Here is a 16,486-nt window from a genome sequence, read left to right on the forward strand (position 1 = left end):
GTCACGGAGGACCGTCAGGCTCGGTCGTCATGTACGAGCAAGAGCAGGGTCCCCTCGCGGGGTTCACCGTAGGAGTCACGGCGGCGCGGCGCGCGGACGAGCTGGGCGCGCTCCTCCGCCGTCGTGGCGCCGCCGTCGTCCACGGTCCCGCACTGCGGATCGTGCCACTCGCCGACGACACCGAACTCCTCGCCGCCACCAAGGAACTCATCGATCACGCCCCCGACGTCGTCGTCGCCACGACGGCGATCGGCTTCCGCGGCTGGGTCGAGGCGGCGGACGGCTGGGGGTACGGAGAAGAGCTCCTCGCCCGCCTGCGGGGCGTCGAGGTCCTGGCCCGCGGCCCCAAGGTCAAGGGCGCGGTACGGGCGGCCGGCCTCACCGAGTCGTGGTCGCCGTCGTCCGAGTCCATGGCCGAGGTCCTCGACCGGCTGCTCGCCGAAGGCGTGTCGGGGCGGCGGATCGCGCTCCAGCTGCACGGTGAGCCGCTGCCGGGGTTCGTCGAGGCGCTGGAGGCGGGCGGCGCGGAGGTCGTCGGCGTCCCCGTCTACCGGTGGATGCCGCCGGAGGACATCGGCCCGCTGGACCGGCTGCTCGACGGCGTGCTCGCTGGGACCCTGGACGCGGTGACCTTCACCAGCGCGCCGGCCGCCGCCTCGCTGCTGACGCGGGCGGAGGACCGGGGGGTGCGGGCGGAGCTGCTGGAGGCGCTGCGGCACGACGTGCTCGCGGTCTGCGTGGGGCCGGTGACGGCCCTGCCGCTGCAGGCCCACGGCATCGACACGCTCCAGCCCGAACGCTTCCGGCTCGGGCCGCTGGTGCAGCTGCTCTGCCGGGAACTGCCCGCCCGGGCCCGTACGCTCCCGGTGGCCGGCCACCTCGTCGAGATCCGTGGCCAGGCGGTCCTGGTCGACGGGGGCCTGCATCCGGTCCCACCGGCCGGGATGGCGCTGCTGAACGCTCTGGCCCGGCGCCCGGGCTGGGTCGTCTCGCGGGCCGACCTGCTGCGCGCGCTGCCCGGCGCGGGCCGCGACGAGCACGCGGTGGAGACGGCGATGGCCCGGCTGCGCGCCGCACTCGGCACGCCCAAGCTGATCCAGACGGTGGTCAAGCGGGGCTACCGGCTGGCCGTGGACCCGGCGGCGGACACGAAGTACGGGGACGGGTAGCGGGCCCCGGCTGCGGTGGGCGCCGGGCGAGCGGCGGAGGCGCGGCCGGGCGTTCCAGCGCATCCTTCACGACAACCCGCCGCCGAGGGACTAGTCGCGCACGACGGCCGGGTGCACTCTGGTCGGGCGCCCGACCGGCTTCCGACCGTGAGGTGGTGACAGGGGCATGACCGTACGGTTCGACTCCGGGCGGATCTGCCTGGACCTGGCCGCCCAGCCGCTCGACCGCACCGAGACGCTCGACCGCTTCCTCCACGCCACCGGACTCGTCCCGGCCGCCACGCCGCTGCGCGCCCTCGACCCGCTCTGGGTCCTCCGCTTCCGCGAACTGCGCGACTGCGTCGCCACGTTGGTCCATGCCCAGCTCGACGGAGGAAGCCCGGCCACCGTCGACGCCGCCCTGGAACGCCTCAACTCCCTCGCCGCCGCCTCCGCGCCGCCCGCACCCCGCGCCGTACGCACCGAAACCGGCCTGCTCGTACGGGCGTTGAGCGACGAGCCCGAGTGCACGGCGCTGCTCGCCGCCATCGCCCGGGACGCCGTCGACCTGCTCACCGACCCGGCCGCCCGCGCCCTGCTGCGCCGGTGCGAGGGCGACAACTGCCGCCGCTGCTACCTCGACACCTCCCGAGGACGCCGCCGCCGCTGGTGCTCCAGCGAACTGTGCGGCAACCGCGAGCGCGTCGCCCGCCACCGCCGCCGGAAGGTCGCCGCGTAACACCCCCGGAAGGCCCGCCCCGCCCGCGCCCGGAAGGTCGCCGCGTAACCCGCCCGGAAAAAAACTTTCCCCGGCGTTGAGTGCGATCCGCCTCCACCCCGTACCCATCGACGACAACAGGGTCTCGACCGGGGAGGTACAGGTGCGCGAGGATGCGGCCGTGGCCGATGACCGTCCGCATCGGGCCCGGCATCGTAGCGAGGTGACCCGCTTCCGACCCGCCGTCCCCGACGAGGAGTTGATGCGCGCCCTCTACCGCGAACACGCCGGGCCCCTGCTCGCCTACGTACTGCGCCTCGTCGCCGGCGACCGCCAGCGCGCCGAGGACGTCGTACAGGAGACGCTCATCCGTGCCTGGAAGAACGCCGGTCAGCTCAATCGGGCGACCGGCTCTGTCCGACCCTGGCTGGTGACGGTCGCCCGGCGCATCGTCATCGACGGCCACCGAAGCCGGCAGGCCCGGCCGCAGGAGGTCGATCCGTCACCGCTCGAGGTCCTGCCCGCGGAGGACGAGATCGACAAAGCGCTGTGGCTGATGACGCTCTCCGACGCACTCGACGATTTGACCCCCGCCCACCGGGAAGTGTTGGTCGAGACCTACTTCAAGGGGCGTACGGTCAACGAGGCGGCCGAGACACTCGGCATACCGGCCGGCACCGTCCGGTCACGCGTGTTCTACGCACTGCGTTCGATGAAGCTCGCGTTGGAGGAGAGGGGGGTAACGGTATGACGTCGCCACACGATGCGGCGGGTGCCTACGTGCTGGGCATCCTCGACGCGGCTGACACCGCCGCGTTCGAAGCACACCTCACGCGCTGCGATGTGTGTGTCGCGCATGTGGAGGAGTTCGCCGGCCTGGAGCCGATGCTCGCCCTCCTGGCCGAGGCACCCCCCGCGCCGCCCGGAACGTCCGCCGCCGGCCCCCACGCCGTCGACCCCTACGCCGACGACGCCTTCGACGCCTTCGCGCCCCGCCCGCCCGCGCCGCCCCCGGCCCGCGACCCGCGTCCGCCGCTCGCGGCCGCCCCGGCCCCCGGACCCGAGGTCCTCGACCGGCTCGTCGACGAGGTGGCCGCCCGGCGGGCCCGTACCCGCCGCCGTACCCGCTTCCTCGTCGCCGCGGCCGCCGTGCTGATCATCGGCGGGCCCGCGGTCGCCGTCGTCGCCACCTCCGGCGGCGAGAAGGACGACCGCGCCGTGGTCGACCCCCACCCGACCAGCCCCGCCGAGGACGCCTTCTTCCACCACATGGAGGAGAAGGTCCAGGCCACCGACCCGACCACCAAGGTCAGCGCCGTCGTCGGCCTGGAGCGCAAGGGCTGGGGCACCCACACCGTCCTGGAGCTCAAGAACGTCAAGGGCCCGCTGAAGTGCCGGCTCGTCGCCGTCTCCACCAGCGGCGAGGAGGAGGTCGTCACCTCCTGGGCCGTGCCGAAGTGGGGATACGGCATCCCGGGCGCCGCCACCGACGCGGCGAAGAACCCGCTCTATGTGCACGGCGGGGCCGCCATGGACCGCGACGACATCGACCGTTTCGAAGTCCGTACGTTCGACGGCGCCCGTCTCGTGGAGGTCGACGCCTGACACAGGGCCCCCGCGTGGCATAAGCTCGACGGCTGCCCCACGGCGGGGGCAGTGCACGTCAGAAGGGGGCCTCGGTGGCCGCGCAGGAAGCCGTCGGTGTGGTCGACACGGTCCGGGACCGCGAGATCGGCGTCGAACAGGAACACTTGGATCAGGTCTACCGCCGCCTCGAGGAGAAGATCCACGAGGCGGAGTTCCTGATGAACGACGCCGCCAAGCGCGGCCAGGTCGGGACGCCCGGCGCACTCGCCGAGCGCGACGCGCAGGTCTTCCGGGCCGGCGTCCACCTCAACCGGCTGAACAACGAGTTCGAGGACTTCCTCTTCGGCCGGATCGACCTGCTGCACGGCAAGGACGGCAAGAAGGGTCCCGACGGCGCCTTCACCTCCGTCGAGCCCGCCGAGGACGCCGTACGGCCCGACAACACGGCCGAGATCGGCGAGACCCTCCACATCGGCCGGATCGGCGTCCTCGACTCCGACTACGCCCCGCTCGTCATCGACTGGCGCGCGCCCGCCGCCGCGCCCTTCTACCGCTCCACCCCGGTCGACCCCGGCCGGGTGGTGCGCCGCCGGGTCATCCGCTCCAAGGGCCGCAAGGTGCTCGGCGTCGAGGACGACCTGATGCGCCCCGAGCTGAAGGCCACCCTCGACGGGCACGAGCTGCCGGTGATCGGCGACGGCGCCCTGATGGCCGCGCTCGGCCAGGCCCGCAGCCACACCATGCGCGACATCGTCGCCAGCATCCAGGCCGAGCAGGACCTGGTCATCCGCGCCCCCGCCGCCTCGGTGACGTACGTCGAGGGCGGCCCGGGCACCGGGAAGACGGCGGTCGCCCTGCACCGGGCGGCCTACCTGCTCTACCAGGACCGGCGCCGGTACGCGGGCGGCATCCTCATCGTCTCCCCGACCCCGCTGCTCGTCTCGTACACCGAAGGCGTACTGCCCTCCCTCGGCGAGGAGGGCCAGGTCGCCATCCGGGCGCTCGGCTCCCTGGTCGACGGCGTGGAGGCCACCGCCTACGACGACCCGGCGGTGGCCCGGGTCAAGGGCTCCTCCCGGATGCTCGCCGTCCTGCGCAAGGCCGCCCGCGGCGCCCTGGAGACCCCGGCGCCCAAGGCCCATGCCCAGGCCCAGCTCGCCCTGGGGGAGGACGAGGACGACGAGGAGAACGCCGCCCCGGCCCCCGCCGCCACGCCCACGCGGCTGCGGGTCGTCGCCTTCGGCCGCCGCCTGGAGCTGGAGTCCGACGAACTCCGCCGCATCCGGCACAACGTGCTGGGCGGCTCGGCACCCGTCAACCTGCTGCGGCCCCGCGCCCGCCGCCTGCTGCTCGACGCGCTGTACGCCAAGTCCGGCGCCGCCGGGCGCCACAGCGACCCCGAACTCGCCGCCGAGCTGCGCTCCTCCTTCGACGAGGACGTCTCCACCGAGGACTCCTTCCTCTCCTTCCTCGACGCCTGGTGGCCCGAGCTCACCCCCCGCCGGGTCCTCGACGCGATGGCCGACGAGAAGCGCCTCGGACGCTGGGCCCGGCGCGTGCTCAACCCGGGCGAGATCCGGCGCGTGGCCCGCTCCCTGCGCCGCGACACCCTCTCCGTGCACGACGTGGCGCTCCTCGACGAGCTGCACACCCTCCTCGGAGCCCCCGCCCGGCCCCGCAAGAAGCGGGAGTACGACCCGCTGGACCAGCTGACGGGGCTGGAGGAGCTGATGCCCGTACGCGAGGAGACACAGCGCGAGCGGGCCGAGCGCCTCGCGGCCGAGCGCACCGAGTACGCGCACGTCATCGTCGACGAGGCGCAGGACCTCACCCCCATGCAGTGGCGGATGGTCGGCCGGCGCGGCCGGCACGCCACCTGGACGGTCGTCGGCGACCCGGCGCAGTCCTCCTGGTCGACGCCGGACGAGGCCGCCGAGGCCCGGGACGAGGCGCTCGGCAGCAGGCCGCGCCGCCGCTTCGAGCTGACCGTGAACTACCGCAACCCCGCCGAGATCGCCGAGCTGGCCGCCAAGGTCCTCGCGCTCGCCATGCCCGGCAAGGAGTCGCCGCGCGCGGTCCGCTCCACGGGCGTGGAGCCGCGCTTCGTGGCGGTGGACTCCGCGGCGAAGTCGGACGATCTGGCCGGAACCGTACGGTCGGAAGCGAGCCGTCTCCTCGACCAGGTGGACGGCACGGTCGGTGTCGTGGTCGCCATGAACCGGCGGGAGCAGGCCGCGCGCTGGCTCTCCGGTCTCGGCGACCGGGTGGTGGCGCTGGGCTCCCTGGAGGCCAAGGGTCTGGAGTACGACGCCACGGTGGTCGTCTCTCCGGCGGAGATCGCGGACGAGTCCCCGGCCGGGCTGCGCGTGCTCTACGTGGCGCTGACCCGGGCGACCCAGCAGCTGACGGTGGTCTCGGGAGCCCGTGACGTCCCCGACGCGCAGGGCGTGCCGGATCTCCTGAGGGACTGAGCCGTCCGCTGAGGGACTGACCGATTTCAGGTCAACCCGCGCGGGGGGAATCACTTACCAGGGTGGTTTGTTAGCCTTGTCGTGGCACCGGCTCGATCCAAGCCCCCGGGCCCAACCTTCGTCCCTTAGAGGGACCACTTGCCGCGAGGCGAGCATGGCGGGTCGGTGCCACTTGTACGTACATACAGAAGAGGTCCGTGATCACCCCCGGGTGATCACGGACCTCTTCTGTTTCTCTGCACTCTCTCGTATGGTGGAAACTACTTTCCGAAAACAAAATGACCGCATTACCTGCTACCGGCAGGTAGGTGCGACCATCGGAGGGCGCCGCCGGGCAACCAGCCGGGGCGGCGTAGCAACGAAGCTCAGGGAAAGCAGAGGAACTCGGCCATGGCAACGGCGCCCAGCGTCTCGTACTCGATGACGGTCCGGCTGGAGGTTCCCGCGAGCGGGACCGCGGTCTCCCAGCTCACCACGGCCGTGGAGTCCCACGGCGGCTCGGTCACCGGCCTCGATGTGACCGCCTCCGGCCACGAGAAGCTCCGGATCGACGTCACCATCGCCGCGACCTCCACCGCGCACGCCGACGAGATCGTCGAGCAGCTGCGCACCATCGAGGGTGTCGTCCTCGGCAAGGTCTCCGACCGTACGTTCCTGATGCACCTCGGCGGCAAGATCGAGATGGCGTCCAAGCACCCCATCCGCAACCGTGACGACCTCTCCATGATCTACACCCCCGGCGTGGCCCGGGTGTGCATGGCGATCGCCGAGAACCCCGAGGACGCCCGCCGCCTCACCATCAAGCGCAACTCCGTCGCAGTCGTGACGGACGGCTCCGCCGTCCTCGGCCTCGGCAACATCGGCCCCAAGGCCGCCCTGCCCGTCATGGAGGGCAAGGCGGCCCTCTTCAAGCGCTTCGCGGGCATCGACGCCTGGCCGATCTGCCTGGACACCCAGGACTCCGACGCCATCGTCGAGATCGTCAAGGCCATCGCCCCGGGCTTCGCCGGCATCAACCTCGAGGACATCTCCGCACCCCGCTGCTTCGAGATCGAGGCCCGGCTCCGCGAGGCCCTCGACATCCCCGTCTTCCACGACGACCAGCACGGCACCGCGATCGTCGTGCTCGCCGCCCTCACCAACGCGCTGCGCGTGGTGGGCAAGGGCATCGGGGACGTACGCGTCGTCATGTCCGGCGCGGGCGCGGCCGGTACGGCCATCCTGAAGCTGCTCATCGCGGCGGGCGTCAAGCACGCCGTCGTCGCCGACATCCACGGTGTCGTCCACGCCGGCCGTCCCGACCTCGTCGACGCCGCCCCCGGCACGCCGCTGCGCTGGATCGCCGACAACACCAACCCCGAGGGCGTCACCGGCACCCTCAAGCAGGCCGTCGCCGGCGCCGACGTCTTCATCGGTGTCTCGGCCCCGAACCTGCTCGGCGCGGAGGACGTGGCCGCCATGGCCGAGGACTCCATCGTGTTCGCGCTCGCGAACCCGGACCCCGAGGTCGACCCCGCGATCGCCCGCCAGACGGCGGCGGTCGTGGCCACCGGGCGCTCGGACTTCCCCAACCAGATCAACAACGTGCTGGTCTTCCCCGGCGTCTTCCGCGGTCTGCTGGACGCGCAGTCCCGCACCGTCAACACGGAGATGATGCTGGCGGCGGCCGCCGCCCTCGCCGACGTCGTCACCGATGACGAGCTGAACGCCAACTACATCATCCCGTCGGTGTTCAACGACAAGGTCGCGGGCGCGGTCGCGGGCGCCGTCCGCAACGCCGCGAAGGCGGCCGGCGCGGGCGCCGACAGCGGCGCCTGAGCCGCGCGGATGGGGGGCCTGGCCAGTCTGCCCGGCGGGCCCCGCCCGGGGCCGTGGCGCGTGCGTGGGCAGCCTCCGCCCGGGGCCGTGGCGCGTGCCTCGCGGTCTTCCCGGACTGTGGCGGTCCCCACGTCCACCCCGGCGACGGCGCGTCGCGAGTCGCGGCGCCGTGAACCCGCCTCTAGGGTGGCGGTTCGGCTCCAAAGAGTTTCGGCGGAGTCGACGGAACGTCACCACGTCAGTGGCCGTGGCGCTTTTCGTGTGACCCCAGGGGGTGCCGGATTGGCGTTCCCGCCGCTGGTGGGGGCAGGATGCCTATTCGGGCGCGAGGGTCTGTCAGCAGACCCGGGTCCGGGGACTGTCCGAGGGCCCTGGCAGCATCGGCTTCGCTGTGCCCAATGTGCGGCCCCGCCGCGTGGCACGCCTCAACAGCAAGAAGAACACGGGAGTAACAACATGAACCGCAGTGAGCTGGTGGCCGCCCTGGCCGACCGCGCCGAGGTGACCCGCAAGGACGCCGACGCCGTGCTGGCCGCTCTCGCCGAGACCGTCGGCGAGGTCGTCGCCAAGGGCGACGAGAAGGTCACCATCCCCGGCTTCCTGACCTTCGAGCGCACCCACCGTGCCGCTCGCACCGCGCGCAACCCGCAGACCGGCGACCCGATCAACATCCCGGCCGGCTACAGCGTGAAGGTCTCCGCGGGCTCCAAGCTCAAGGAAGCCGCCAAGGGCAAGTAAGCCAAGGGCAAGCAGGCCAAGGACAAGTAGGCCAAAGGCTTGTAAGCCGCCTCAGGGCGGCAGAAAGGGCGGTCACCCTGTCAGGGGGTGGCCGCCCTTCCGTTTGCCCGTGTGCGGGCGCTACAGCAAGACGCCGCCTAGACGAGCGCGCTGCCCGGCAGCTCGACCTTGGCGCCGAGCTCCACGAGCTTCTCCATGAAGTTCTCGTAGCCGCGGTTGATCAGGTCGATGCCGTGGACCCGGGAGGTCCCCTGCGCCGCGAGGGCCGCGATCAGGTACGAGAAGCCGCCGCGCAGGTCAGGGATGACGAGATCGGCGCCCTGGAGCTTCGTCGGTCCGGACACGACCGCCGAGTGGAGGAAGTTGCGCTGGCCGAAGCGGCAGTCCGAACCGCCCAGGCACTCGCGGTACAGCTGGATGTGAGCACCCATCTGGTTCAGCGCCGAGGTGAAGCCGAGCCGGGACTCGTACACCGTCTCGTGGACGATGGAGAGACCCGCGGCCTGCGTCAGGGCCACCACCAGCGGCTGCTGCCAGTCGGTCTGGAAACCGGGGTGCACGTCCGTCTCCAGGGCGATGGCGTTGAGCGAGCCGCCCGGGTGCCAGAAGCGGATGCCCTCGTCGTCGATCTCGAAGGCGCCACCCACCTTCCGGTAGGTGTTCAGGAACGTCATCATCGAGCGCTGCTGGGCGCCGCGGACGTAGATGTTGCCCTCGGTCGCCAGCGCCGCCGACGCCCAGGAGGCCGCCTCCAGGCGGTCCGGGAGCGCCCGGTGGGTGTAGCCGTCGAGCTTGTCGACACCGGTGATCCGGATGGTCCGGTCGGTGTCCATGGAGATGATCGCGCCCATTTTCTGCAGGACGCAGATCAGGTCCTCGATCTCCGGCTCCACGGCGGCGTTGGAGAGCTCGGTGACGCCCTCCGCGAGCACGGCCGTGAGCAGCACCTGCTCGGTGGAGCCCACCGAGGGGTACGGGAGCCGGATCTTGGTTCCGCGCAGCCGCTGCGGGGCCTCCAGATACTGGCCGTCCGCCCGCTTCTCGATGGTGGCGCCGAACTGGCGCAGCACGTCGAAGTGGAAGTCGATCGGCCGTCCGCCGATGTCGCAGCCGCCCAGGCCCGGGATGAAGGCGTGGCCGAGGCGGTGCAGCAGCGGACCGCAGAACAGGATCGGGATGCGCGACGAACCGGCGTGGGCGTCGATGTCGGCCACGTTGGCGGATTCGACGTGCGTCGGGTCGAGCACCAGCTCGCCCGGCTCGTCGCCGGGCCGGACCGTCACACCGTGCAACTGGAGCAGCCCGCGGACCACCCGGACGTCACGGATGTCGGGCACGTTGCGCAGCCGGCTCGGCCCGCTGCCGAGAAGGGCGGCGACCATCGCCTTGGGCACGAGGTTCTTCGCGCCGCGGACGCGGATCTCGCCCTCCAGCGGGGTTCCGCCGTGGACAAGCAGTACATCGTCTGTGCCGGTCATGAATCTCGCGTTCCGAGTCGTCGGGCAGGGGGCCAGGGAAAAGGGTAAGGGGGGAGAGCGCCCTTGACCGCAGTCCGAGGGCCCCCGGCAGATGTAATGAATTCGGCACAACACCCTCTGTTCATATGATCTTGCGGAGTGTCACCGTCCGTTTGTGCGCGCGAGTGTCGGGTGCGTCCGCCTGAACTGCGTCGGCGTCCATCCGTCCCTTGTGCCCCCGCGAACGCCGAAGATGCGGGATCATGTGTCGCATGACCGAGGTGTCCTCGCTCACAGGCCGGCTGCTCGTCGCCACCCCCGCGCTCGCGGACCCGAATTTCGACCGCGCGGTGGTGCTCCTCCTCGACCACGACGACGAGGGCTCCCTCGGCGTGGTCCTGAACCGGCCGACCCCCGTGACGGTCGGTGACATCCTCGAAGGCTGGGCCGATCTGGCCGGGGAACCGGGCGTCGTCTTCCAGGGCGGCCCCGTCTCCCTCGACGCGGCGCTCGGCATCGCGGTGATCCCGGGCGACGAGGGCCCGCTCGGCTGGCGCCGGGTGCACGGCGCGATCGGCCTGGTCGATCTGGAGACCCCGCCCGAGCTGCTCGGCCCCGCGCTGGGCTCCCTGCGGATCTTCGCCGGGTACGCCGGCTGGGGGCCGGGCCAGCTGGAGCTGGAGCTCGGCGAGGGCGCCTGGTACGTCGTCGAGTCCGAACCGGGCGACGTCTCCTCCCCGCGCCCCGAGACCCTGTGGCGGGAGGTCCTGCGGCGCCAGCGGGGCGACCTGGCGATGGTGGCGACGTACCCGGACGATCCCTCCCTCAACTGAGCGGTCCGGTTTTCAGTACCCTTGGGCGCATGAGCACTCTCGAGCCCGAGCGCGGGGCAGGTACGGGAACCCTCGTCGAGCCGACGCCGCAGGTGTCCCACGGTGACGGCGACCACGAGCGCTACGCCCATTACGTCCAGAAGGACAAGATCATGGCGAGCGCCCTCGACGGCACTCCCGTGGTGGCACTCTGCGGCAAGGTCTGGGTACCGGGGCGCGACCCCAAGAAGTACCCCGTATGCCCGATGTGCAAGGAGATCTACGAGTCCATGGGCCCCGGCGGGGACAAGGACAAGGGCGGCAACGGCGGCAAGGGCGACAAGTAGCAAGGCTCTCGCCTCTGGGACGGCCCCCGGTACGCGTACTCCGGTACGCGGACCGGGGGCCGTTCTGCGTGGTGGCGCGGGCAGCGGTGATGGCGCCTGCCCTCTCCCGGCGTTGCACAGAGCGCTTCCGCCGGTCACAGAGTGGTTGAGACCACTTGTCCGGGCGTGGGTCCGGCCCTAACCTCTCGCGTGTTGTGCAGCACGAAACGCCCGTTGCGTATGCTGCAACGTTGATTGGTGGGAGCCCCCGAATGAAGCTTTCTGCCCGCATCTCCGCCCCGGTCACCGCCTCGATCGCCGCCCTCGTGCTGGCGGGCCTCACCGCCACCGCCTGCGCCCCGCAGACCTCCGAGGGCAAGGCCGCCACCGACGAGAAGACCGGCACTCTGCGCGTCTGGCTCTTCCAGGAGGTCGACAACGCGCCCAAGAAGCGGGTCGTCGACGCGGCCGTCGCGGCCTTCGAGGAGCGGCACGAGGGCGCGGAGGTGGAGGTCGAGTACATCCCCGTCGACACCCGCGCCCAGCGCGTCAAGGCCGCCTTCAACGACCCGAAGTCCGCCCCCGACCTGATCGAGTACGGCAACACCGACACCGCCGGGTACGTGAAGGACGGCGGACTCGCCGACATCAGCGCCGAGTTCGGCGCCTGGGCCGACGCGAAGGACACCGACCCCACCGCCAAGTCCTCCGTCACGGTGGACGGCAGAATCTACGGCGCGCCGCTCTTCGTCGGCGTCCGCGCGCTGTACTACCGCACCGACGTCTTCCGGGAACTCGGCCTCACCGCCCCCAAGTCCCAGGCGGAGCTGATCTCCACCGCGAAGAAGATCCGCAAGGCCAGGCCGGAGCTGTACGGGATCGCCGTCGGCGGCGCGTACACCTACGGCGCGATGCCCTTCATCTGGGCCCACGGCGGCGAACTCGCCACCGCGAACGGCTCGTCGTACCGGTCGGCCGTCAACAACGAGGCCGCGCGCAAGGGCATCACCGCCTACACCTCGCTCTTCGGCGACGACAACTGCCCGGCCGCCAAGTGCGCCCAGATGGGCGGCAACGCGACCGTCACCGCCTTCGCCTCCGGCAAGGCCGCGATGGCCATCGGCGGCGACTTCAGCCACGCGGCCGTCGAAGCGGGCTCGGTGAAGGGCAGGTACGCGGTCGTCCCGCTGCCGGGCGTCACGGCGGGCTCCATCGCCCCCGCCTTCGCGGGCGGCAACAACCTCGGCGTGATGAAGAGCAGTTCGCACCGCACGCTCGCCGTCGATCTGATGAAGTCCCTCGCCGGCAAGGAGACCCAGGGCAAGCTCTTCGACGCGATGGGTTTTCTGCCGACCTACACCGACGTCCGGTCACGGGCGGCGAAGAAGGAGCCGTTCGTGAAGCCCTTCATCGACACCCTCGCCGCAGGTACCAAGTTCGTCCCCGCCTCGCCGGCCTGGGGGCAGGTCGACGCCTCGCAGGTGCTTCCGACGATGTTCCAGGAGGTCGTGAGCGGCCGCAAGGACGTCGAGACCGCCTCGGACGACGCCGCGAAGAAGATGGACGAGGCCTTCGCGACCGCGGGCCGATGACGATGCGGAACGGTACGAAGGCGGGCGGGGCGGTGCCGGGCGGGACGGAAGCGCCCGGTACCGAGGCGGCCCGGGCTCCCCGCCCGCGGCTGGGCGCGGACCCGCAGCGGACCTCGTCCGGGATCGGCTCCAGGGTCGGGTTCGGCTCCAGGGCCGGCGCCCGGGCCGGGGGCGGGGGCCGAGCCGGATGCGGGTCCGTGCCGGGGGTCCGTAACGGCTCCGGCTGGACCCCTTGGCTCTACCTCCTGCCCGCCCTCGTCGTCATCGGCGGGCTCCTGGTCTACCCCGTCTACCAGCTCGGGCTCATCTCCTTCCTGGAATACACCCAGGCCCAGGTCAGCGGCGGCGAGCCGACCTCTTTCCAGGGCTTCGGCAACTACACCGCCCTTTTCTCCGACCCCCAGTTCTGGCAGGTCCTCCTCGCCACCGTCCTGTTCGCCGCGGCCTGCGTCGTCACCACGCTCGCCGTGGGCTGCGCGCTCGCGGTCCTCCTGACCCGCGTACGGGCCGTCCCCCGGCTCGCCCTGATGCTGGCCGCCCTCGGCGCCTGGGCCACCCCCGCCGTCACCGGCTCCACGGTCTGGGTCTTCCTCTTCGACCCCGACTTCGGACCCGTCAACCGCGTCCTCGGCCTCGGCGACTTCTCCTGGACGTACGGGCGCTACAGCGCCTTCGCCCTGGTCCTCTTCGAGGTCGTCTGGTGCTCGTTCCCGTTCGTGATGGTCACCGTCTACGCGGGCATCAAGGCCATCCCCGGCGAGGTCCTGGAGGCCGCCGCCCTCGACGGCGCCTCCCAGTGGCGGATCTGGCGCTCGGTCACGGCGCCGATGCTCCGCCCCATCCTGGTCGTCGTCACGATCCAGTCGATCATCTGGGACTTCAAGGTCTTCACCCAGATCTACGTCATGACGGGCGGCGGCGGCATCGCCGGCCAGAACCTCGTCCTCAACGTGTACGCGTACCAGAAGGCGTTCGCCTCGTCCCAGTACAGCCTGGGGTCGGCGATCGGCGTCGTCATGCTGCTGATCCTGCTGGCGGTCACCCTGGTCTACCTCCGTCTGCTGCGCCGTCAGGGAGAAGAACTGTGAGCGCATTCCGCATCCGGCGGCCGGGGCGTCTCGCCGCCGAGGCGGCCGCCCTCCTCGTCGCGGCCGTCGTCGCCTTCCCGCTGTACTGGATGGTGCTCTCCGCCTTCAAACCGGCAGGTGAGATCCAGTCGACCGAGGCCCGGCCGTGGACACTGTCCCCGTCTCTGGACTCCTTCCGGCGCGTCTTCGAACAGCAGGAGTTCGGCCGGTACTTCCTCAACTCGCTGACCGTGGCGGTGACGGTGGTCCTCGCCTCCGCGCTGATCGCCTTCCTGGCGGCGACGGCCGTCACCCGGTTCCGCTTCCGGTTCCGGACGACCCTGCTGATCATGTTCCTGGTCGCCCAGATGGTGCCGATCGAGGCGCTGACGATCCCGCTCTTCTTCCTGATGCGGGACTTCGGCCAGCTCAACACGCTGGGCTCGCTGATCCTGCCGCACATCGCCTTCTCACTGCCGTTCGCGATCTGGATGCTGCGCGGCTTCGTCAAGGCGGTACCCGAGGCGCTGGAGGAGCAGGCGCGGATCGACGGCGCGAGCCGGACCCGGTTCCTGTGGCAGATCCTCTTCCCGCTGGTCTTCCCAGGCCTCGTGGCGACGAGCGTCTTCTCGTTCATCTCGACCTGGAACGACTTCCTCTTCGCGAAGTCCTTCCTCATCAGCGACACCTCGCAGTCGACCCTCCCGATGGCCCTGCTGGTCTTCTTCAAGCCGGACGAGAACGACTGGGGGGGAATCATGGCGGGGTCGACCGTCATGACGGTCCCGGTGCTCGTCTTCTTCGTACTCGTACAGCGCCGCCTGGTCTCCGGACTCGGCGGAGCGGTGAAGGACTGACCCGATGTCAGAAATCGAGACCGACGGGGTGGCAGACGCCCCGACCGACCCGACGGCCGAGACGCACCTGATTCCCGCGCCGCTGGTGACGGAGCGCCGCGACGGCGCCCCCGGCCTCCGCACGCTCGACGAGCGGACGACACTCGACGCCGGGCCCGGCACGGAGGGCGCCGCGCGCTGGCTGCGCGCGGTGCTCGGTGCCGCGACCGGCCTGCCGTTCCCGGACGGCGGCCCGGGCCCCGACCCGTACGGCATCACGCTGCGGATCAGCGCCGACGTGGAGCGCGAGCACGGCCCCGAGGGCTACCGGCTCTCCACCGACGGCTCCGTCGCGGACGCCGCCGTCCTCATCGAGGGCGGCGGCCCCGCCGGGGTCTTCTGGGGCGCCCAGACGCTCCGGCAGCTCCTGGGACCCGACGCGTACCGGAAGGCACCTCTCCGGCGCGGCGCCCGGGAGCTCCCCCCGATCACCGTCGAGGACGCGCCCCGCTTCGGGTGGCGCGGGCTCATGCTCGACGTCGCCCGGCACTTCCTGCCCAAGGACGACGTGCTGCGCTACCTCGACCTCCTCGCCGCCCACAAGCTCAACGTCCTCCACCTCCACCTCACCGACGACCAGGGCTGGCGCCTGGAGATCAAACGCCGTCCCAAGCTCACCGAGATCGGCGCCTGGCGGCCCCGGACCAAGTGGGGGCACCGGGCTTCGCCGCTGTGGAACGAGACGCCGCACGGCGGGTTCTACACCCAGGACGACATCCGCGAGATCGTCGCCTACGCCGCCGAACGGCACATCACCGTCGTCCCCGAGATCGACATCCCCGGTCACGCGCAGGCCGCCATCGCCGCCCACCCCGAACTGGGCAACACCGACGTCGTCGACACGGCCGCCCTCACCGTCTGGGACACCTGGGGCGTCAACCCGAACGTGCTCGCTCCCACCGACGACGTCCTGCGGTTCTACGAGGGCGTCTTCGAGGAGGTCCTCGACCTCTTCCCCTCGACGTTCATCCATGTGGGCGGCGACGAGTGCCCCAAGGACCAGTGGAAGCGGTCGGCCACCGCCCAGGCCCGCATGAAGGAACTCGGGCTCGCCGACGAGGACGGCCTGCAGTCCTGGTTCGTCCGCCACTTCGACCGCTGGCTCGCCGACCGGGGCCGGCGCCTGATCGGCTGGGACGAGATCCTGGAGGGCGGAAGCCGAACCGAGGACCGCGAGCCGACGACCCTGGGCCTCGGTCCCGGCGGCGAGACCACGACCCTGGGCCTCGGGCCCGGCGCCGCCGTCTCCTCGTGGCGCGGCTACGCGGGCGGGATCACGGCCGCCGAGGCCGGGCACGACGTCGTCATGTGCCCCGAGCAGCAGGTGTATCTGGACCACCGTCAGGCGCCGGGCGACGACGAGCCGATGCCCATCGGATACGTACGGACCCTGGAGGACGTCTACCGCTTCGAGCCCGTCCCGCCGTCCCTGTCACCCGAAGCGGCCGCGCACGTCATCGGCGCCCAGGCCAACGTCTGGACCGAGGTCATGGAGAACCGGGACCGCGTCGACTACCAGGTCTTCCCCCGCCTCGCCGCCTTCGCCGAGGTCGCCTGGTCCGCCCTCCCCGTACCCGTCGAACGGGACTTCGCGGACTTCGAGCGGCGGATGACCTCGCACTACCGGCGCCTCGACGCCCTCGGCGTCGCCTACCGCCCGCCGACGGGACCGGCGCCCTGGCAGCGCCGTCCCGGGGTGCTCGGCCGACCCATCGAGGGGGCGCCACCGAACGTGTGAGCCACCTCGCTCCCCGACGCCACCCAAGAGCGGCAAATGGGAAGTTACTGTCTCTCGTGGGACGTCCTGGACGGAACCTTCCTTCGTGGACCCTCGCGCCGGACGGCCCGGAAGATGT

14 protein-coding genes are annotated in these 16,486 nt (G+C 71.5%); 13 read left to right on the plus strand and 1 reads right to left on the minus strand.

The window, feature by feature from the left end; translation table 11 throughout:
• Positions 1–29 precede the first annotated feature (29 nt).
• From ACIRB4_RS24855 to ACIRB4_RS24885, 7 genes are all read left to right on the plus strand, one after another.
• A complete protein-coding gene (locus tag ACIRB4_RS24855) occupies positions 30–1,169 on the plus strand; it encodes a uroporphyrinogen-III synthase (protein ID WP_403294367.1) in 1,140 nt (379 codons plus the stop codon).
• Positions 1,170–1,335: 166 nt separating this feature from the next.
• Entirely contained in the window at positions 1,336–1,887 is a 552-nt protein-coding gene (locus ACIRB4_RS24860; RefSeq protein ID WP_403294368.1) for a CGNR zinc finger domain-containing protein, read from the plus strand.
• A 142-nt stretch (positions 1,888–2,029) separates the two neighbouring features.
• A complete protein-coding gene (locus tag ACIRB4_RS24865; protein ID WP_403294369.1) occupies positions 2,030–2,617 on the plus strand; it encodes a sigma-70 family RNA polymerase sigma factor in 588 nt (195 codons plus the stop codon).
• Positions 2,614–3,471, plus strand: a complete 858-nt coding sequence (locus ACIRB4_RS24870; RefSeq protein WP_403294370.1) for an anti-sigma factor family protein — start codon at positions 2,614–2,616, stop codon at positions 3,469–3,471. Before ACIRB4_RS24865 ends, ACIRB4_RS24870 begins: the two co-directional genes overlap by 4 nt.
• 74 nt (positions 3,472–3,545) lie before the next feature.
• Complete coding sequence (locus tag ACIRB4_RS24875; protein WP_403294371.1) at positions 3,546–5,924, plus strand: HelD family protein; 2,379 nt, start codon at positions 3,546–3,548, stop codon at positions 5,922–5,924.
• A 390-nt stretch (positions 5,925–6,314) separates the two neighbouring features.
• Complete coding sequence (locus ACIRB4_RS24880) at positions 6,315–7,742, plus strand: NAD-dependent malic enzyme (RefSeq protein WP_403294372.1); 1,428 nt, start codon at positions 6,315–6,317, stop codon at positions 7,740–7,742.
• A 456-nt stretch (positions 7,743–8,198) separates the two neighbouring features.
• Positions 8,199–8,480, plus strand: coding sequence for an HU family DNA-binding protein (locus tag ACIRB4_RS24885; RefSeq protein ID WP_017237029.1), 282 nt, complete (start codon positions 8,199–8,201; stop codon positions 8,478–8,480).
• Positions 8,481–8,617: 137 nt separating this feature from the next.
• Here ACIRB4_RS24885 and murA read toward each other — a convergent pair whose 3' ends face one another.
• A complete protein-coding gene (gene murA, locus ACIRB4_RS24890; RefSeq protein WP_356889831.1) occupies positions 8,618–9,958 on the minus strand; it encodes a UDP-N-acetylglucosamine 1-carboxyvinyltransferase in 1,341 nt (446 codons plus the stop codon).
• A 251-nt stretch (positions 9,959–10,209) separates the two neighbouring features.
• On the opposite strand from murA, the gene ACIRB4_RS24895 reads away from it, so the two are divergent.
• The 6 genes from ACIRB4_RS24895 (at position 10,210) to ACIRB4_RS24920 (ending at position 16,368) form a co-directional block, all read left to right on the plus strand.
• Positions 10,210–10,770, plus strand: a complete 561-nt coding sequence (locus ACIRB4_RS24895; protein WP_403294373.1) for a YqgE/AlgH family protein — start codon at positions 10,210–10,212, stop codon at positions 10,768–10,770.
• A 29-nt stretch (positions 10,771–10,799) separates the two neighbouring features.
• Positions 10,800–11,096 (plus strand): DUF3039 domain-containing protein, encoded by a 297-nt coding sequence (locus ACIRB4_RS24900; protein WP_403294374.1) that lies wholly within the window; start codon positions 10,800–10,802, stop codon positions 11,094–11,096.
• Between the two features lie 251 nt (positions 11,097–11,347).
• Positions 11,348–12,667 (plus strand): extracellular solute-binding protein, encoded by a 1,320-nt coding sequence (locus ACIRB4_RS24905; protein ID WP_403294376.1) that lies wholly within the window; start codon positions 11,348–11,350, stop codon positions 12,665–12,667.
• A gap of 2 nt (positions 12,668–12,669) precedes the next feature.
• Positions 12,670–13,755: a carbohydrate ABC transporter permease gene (locus ACIRB4_RS24910; protein ID WP_403294526.1), complete on the plus strand. Its 1,086-nt coding sequence runs from the start codon at positions 12,670–12,672 to the stop codon at positions 13,753–13,755.
• The gene (locus ACIRB4_RS24915) at positions 13,752–14,591 is read left to right on the plus strand and encodes a carbohydrate ABC transporter permease (RefSeq protein ID WP_403294377.1); all 840 of its coding nucleotides are present in this window, start codon (positions 13,752–13,754) and stop codon (positions 14,589–14,591) included. Before ACIRB4_RS24910 ends, ACIRB4_RS24915 begins: the two co-directional genes overlap by 4 nt.
• A gap of 4 nt (positions 14,592–14,595) precedes the next feature.
• The gene (locus ACIRB4_RS24920; RefSeq protein ID WP_403294378.1) at positions 14,596–16,368 is read left to right on the plus strand and encodes a beta-N-acetylhexosaminidase; all 1,773 of its coding nucleotides are present in this window, start codon (positions 14,596–14,598) and stop codon (positions 16,366–16,368) included.
• Positions 16,369–16,486 lie beyond the last annotated feature (118 nt).

It is taken from the genome of Streptomyces sp. NPDC093600, from assembly GCF_044764755.1.
Taxonomy (GTDB): domain Bacteria; phylum Actinomycetota; class Actinomycetes; order Streptomycetales; family Streptomycetaceae; genus Streptomyces.

What these genes read in the sequence shown, in the direction of transcription:
- ACIRB4_RS24905 (WP_403294376.1), top strand. Translation starts at nt 11,348, where the DNA reads ATGAAGCTTTCTGCCCGCATCTCCGCCCCGGTCACCGCCTCGATCGCC.
- murA (WP_356889831.1), bottom strand. Translation starts at nt 9,958, where the DNA reads ATGACCGGCACAGACGATGTACTGCTTGTCCACGGCGGAACCCCGCTG.
- ACIRB4_RS24870 (WP_403294370.1), top strand. Translation starts at nt 2,614, where the DNA reads ATGACGTCGCCACACGATGCGGCGGGTGCCTACGTGCTGGGCATCCTC.
- ACIRB4_RS24910 (WP_403294526.1), top strand. Translation starts at nt 12,670, where the DNA reads ATGCGGAACGGTACGAAGGCGGGCGGGGCGGTGCCGGGCGGGACGGAA.
- ACIRB4_RS24900 (WP_403294374.1), top strand. Translation starts at nt 10,800, where the DNA reads ATGAGCACTCTCGAGCCCGAGCGCGGGGCAGGTACGGGAACCCTCGTC.
- ACIRB4_RS24920 (WP_403294378.1), top strand. Translation starts at nt 14,596, where the DNA reads ATGTCAGAAATCGAGACCGACGGGGTGGCAGACGCCCCGACCGACCCG.
- ACIRB4_RS24895 (WP_403294373.1), top strand. Translation starts at nt 10,210, where the DNA reads ATGACCGAGGTGTCCTCGCTCACAGGCCGGCTGCTCGTCGCCACCCCC.
- ACIRB4_RS24880 (WP_403294372.1), top strand. Translation starts at nt 6,315, where the DNA reads ATGGCAACGGCGCCCAGCGTCTCGTACTCGATGACGGTCCGGCTGGAG.
- ACIRB4_RS24855 (WP_403294367.1), top strand. Translation starts at nt 30, where the DNA reads ATGTACGAGCAAGAGCAGGGTCCCCTCGCGGGGTTCACCGTAGGAGTC.
- ACIRB4_RS24860 (WP_403294368.1), top strand. Translation starts at nt 1,336, where the DNA reads ATGACCGTACGGTTCGACTCCGGGCGGATCTGCCTGGACCTGGCCGCC.
- ACIRB4_RS24885 (WP_017237029.1), top strand. Translation starts at nt 8,199, where the DNA reads ATGAACCGCAGTGAGCTGGTGGCCGCCCTGGCCGACCGCGCCGAGGTG.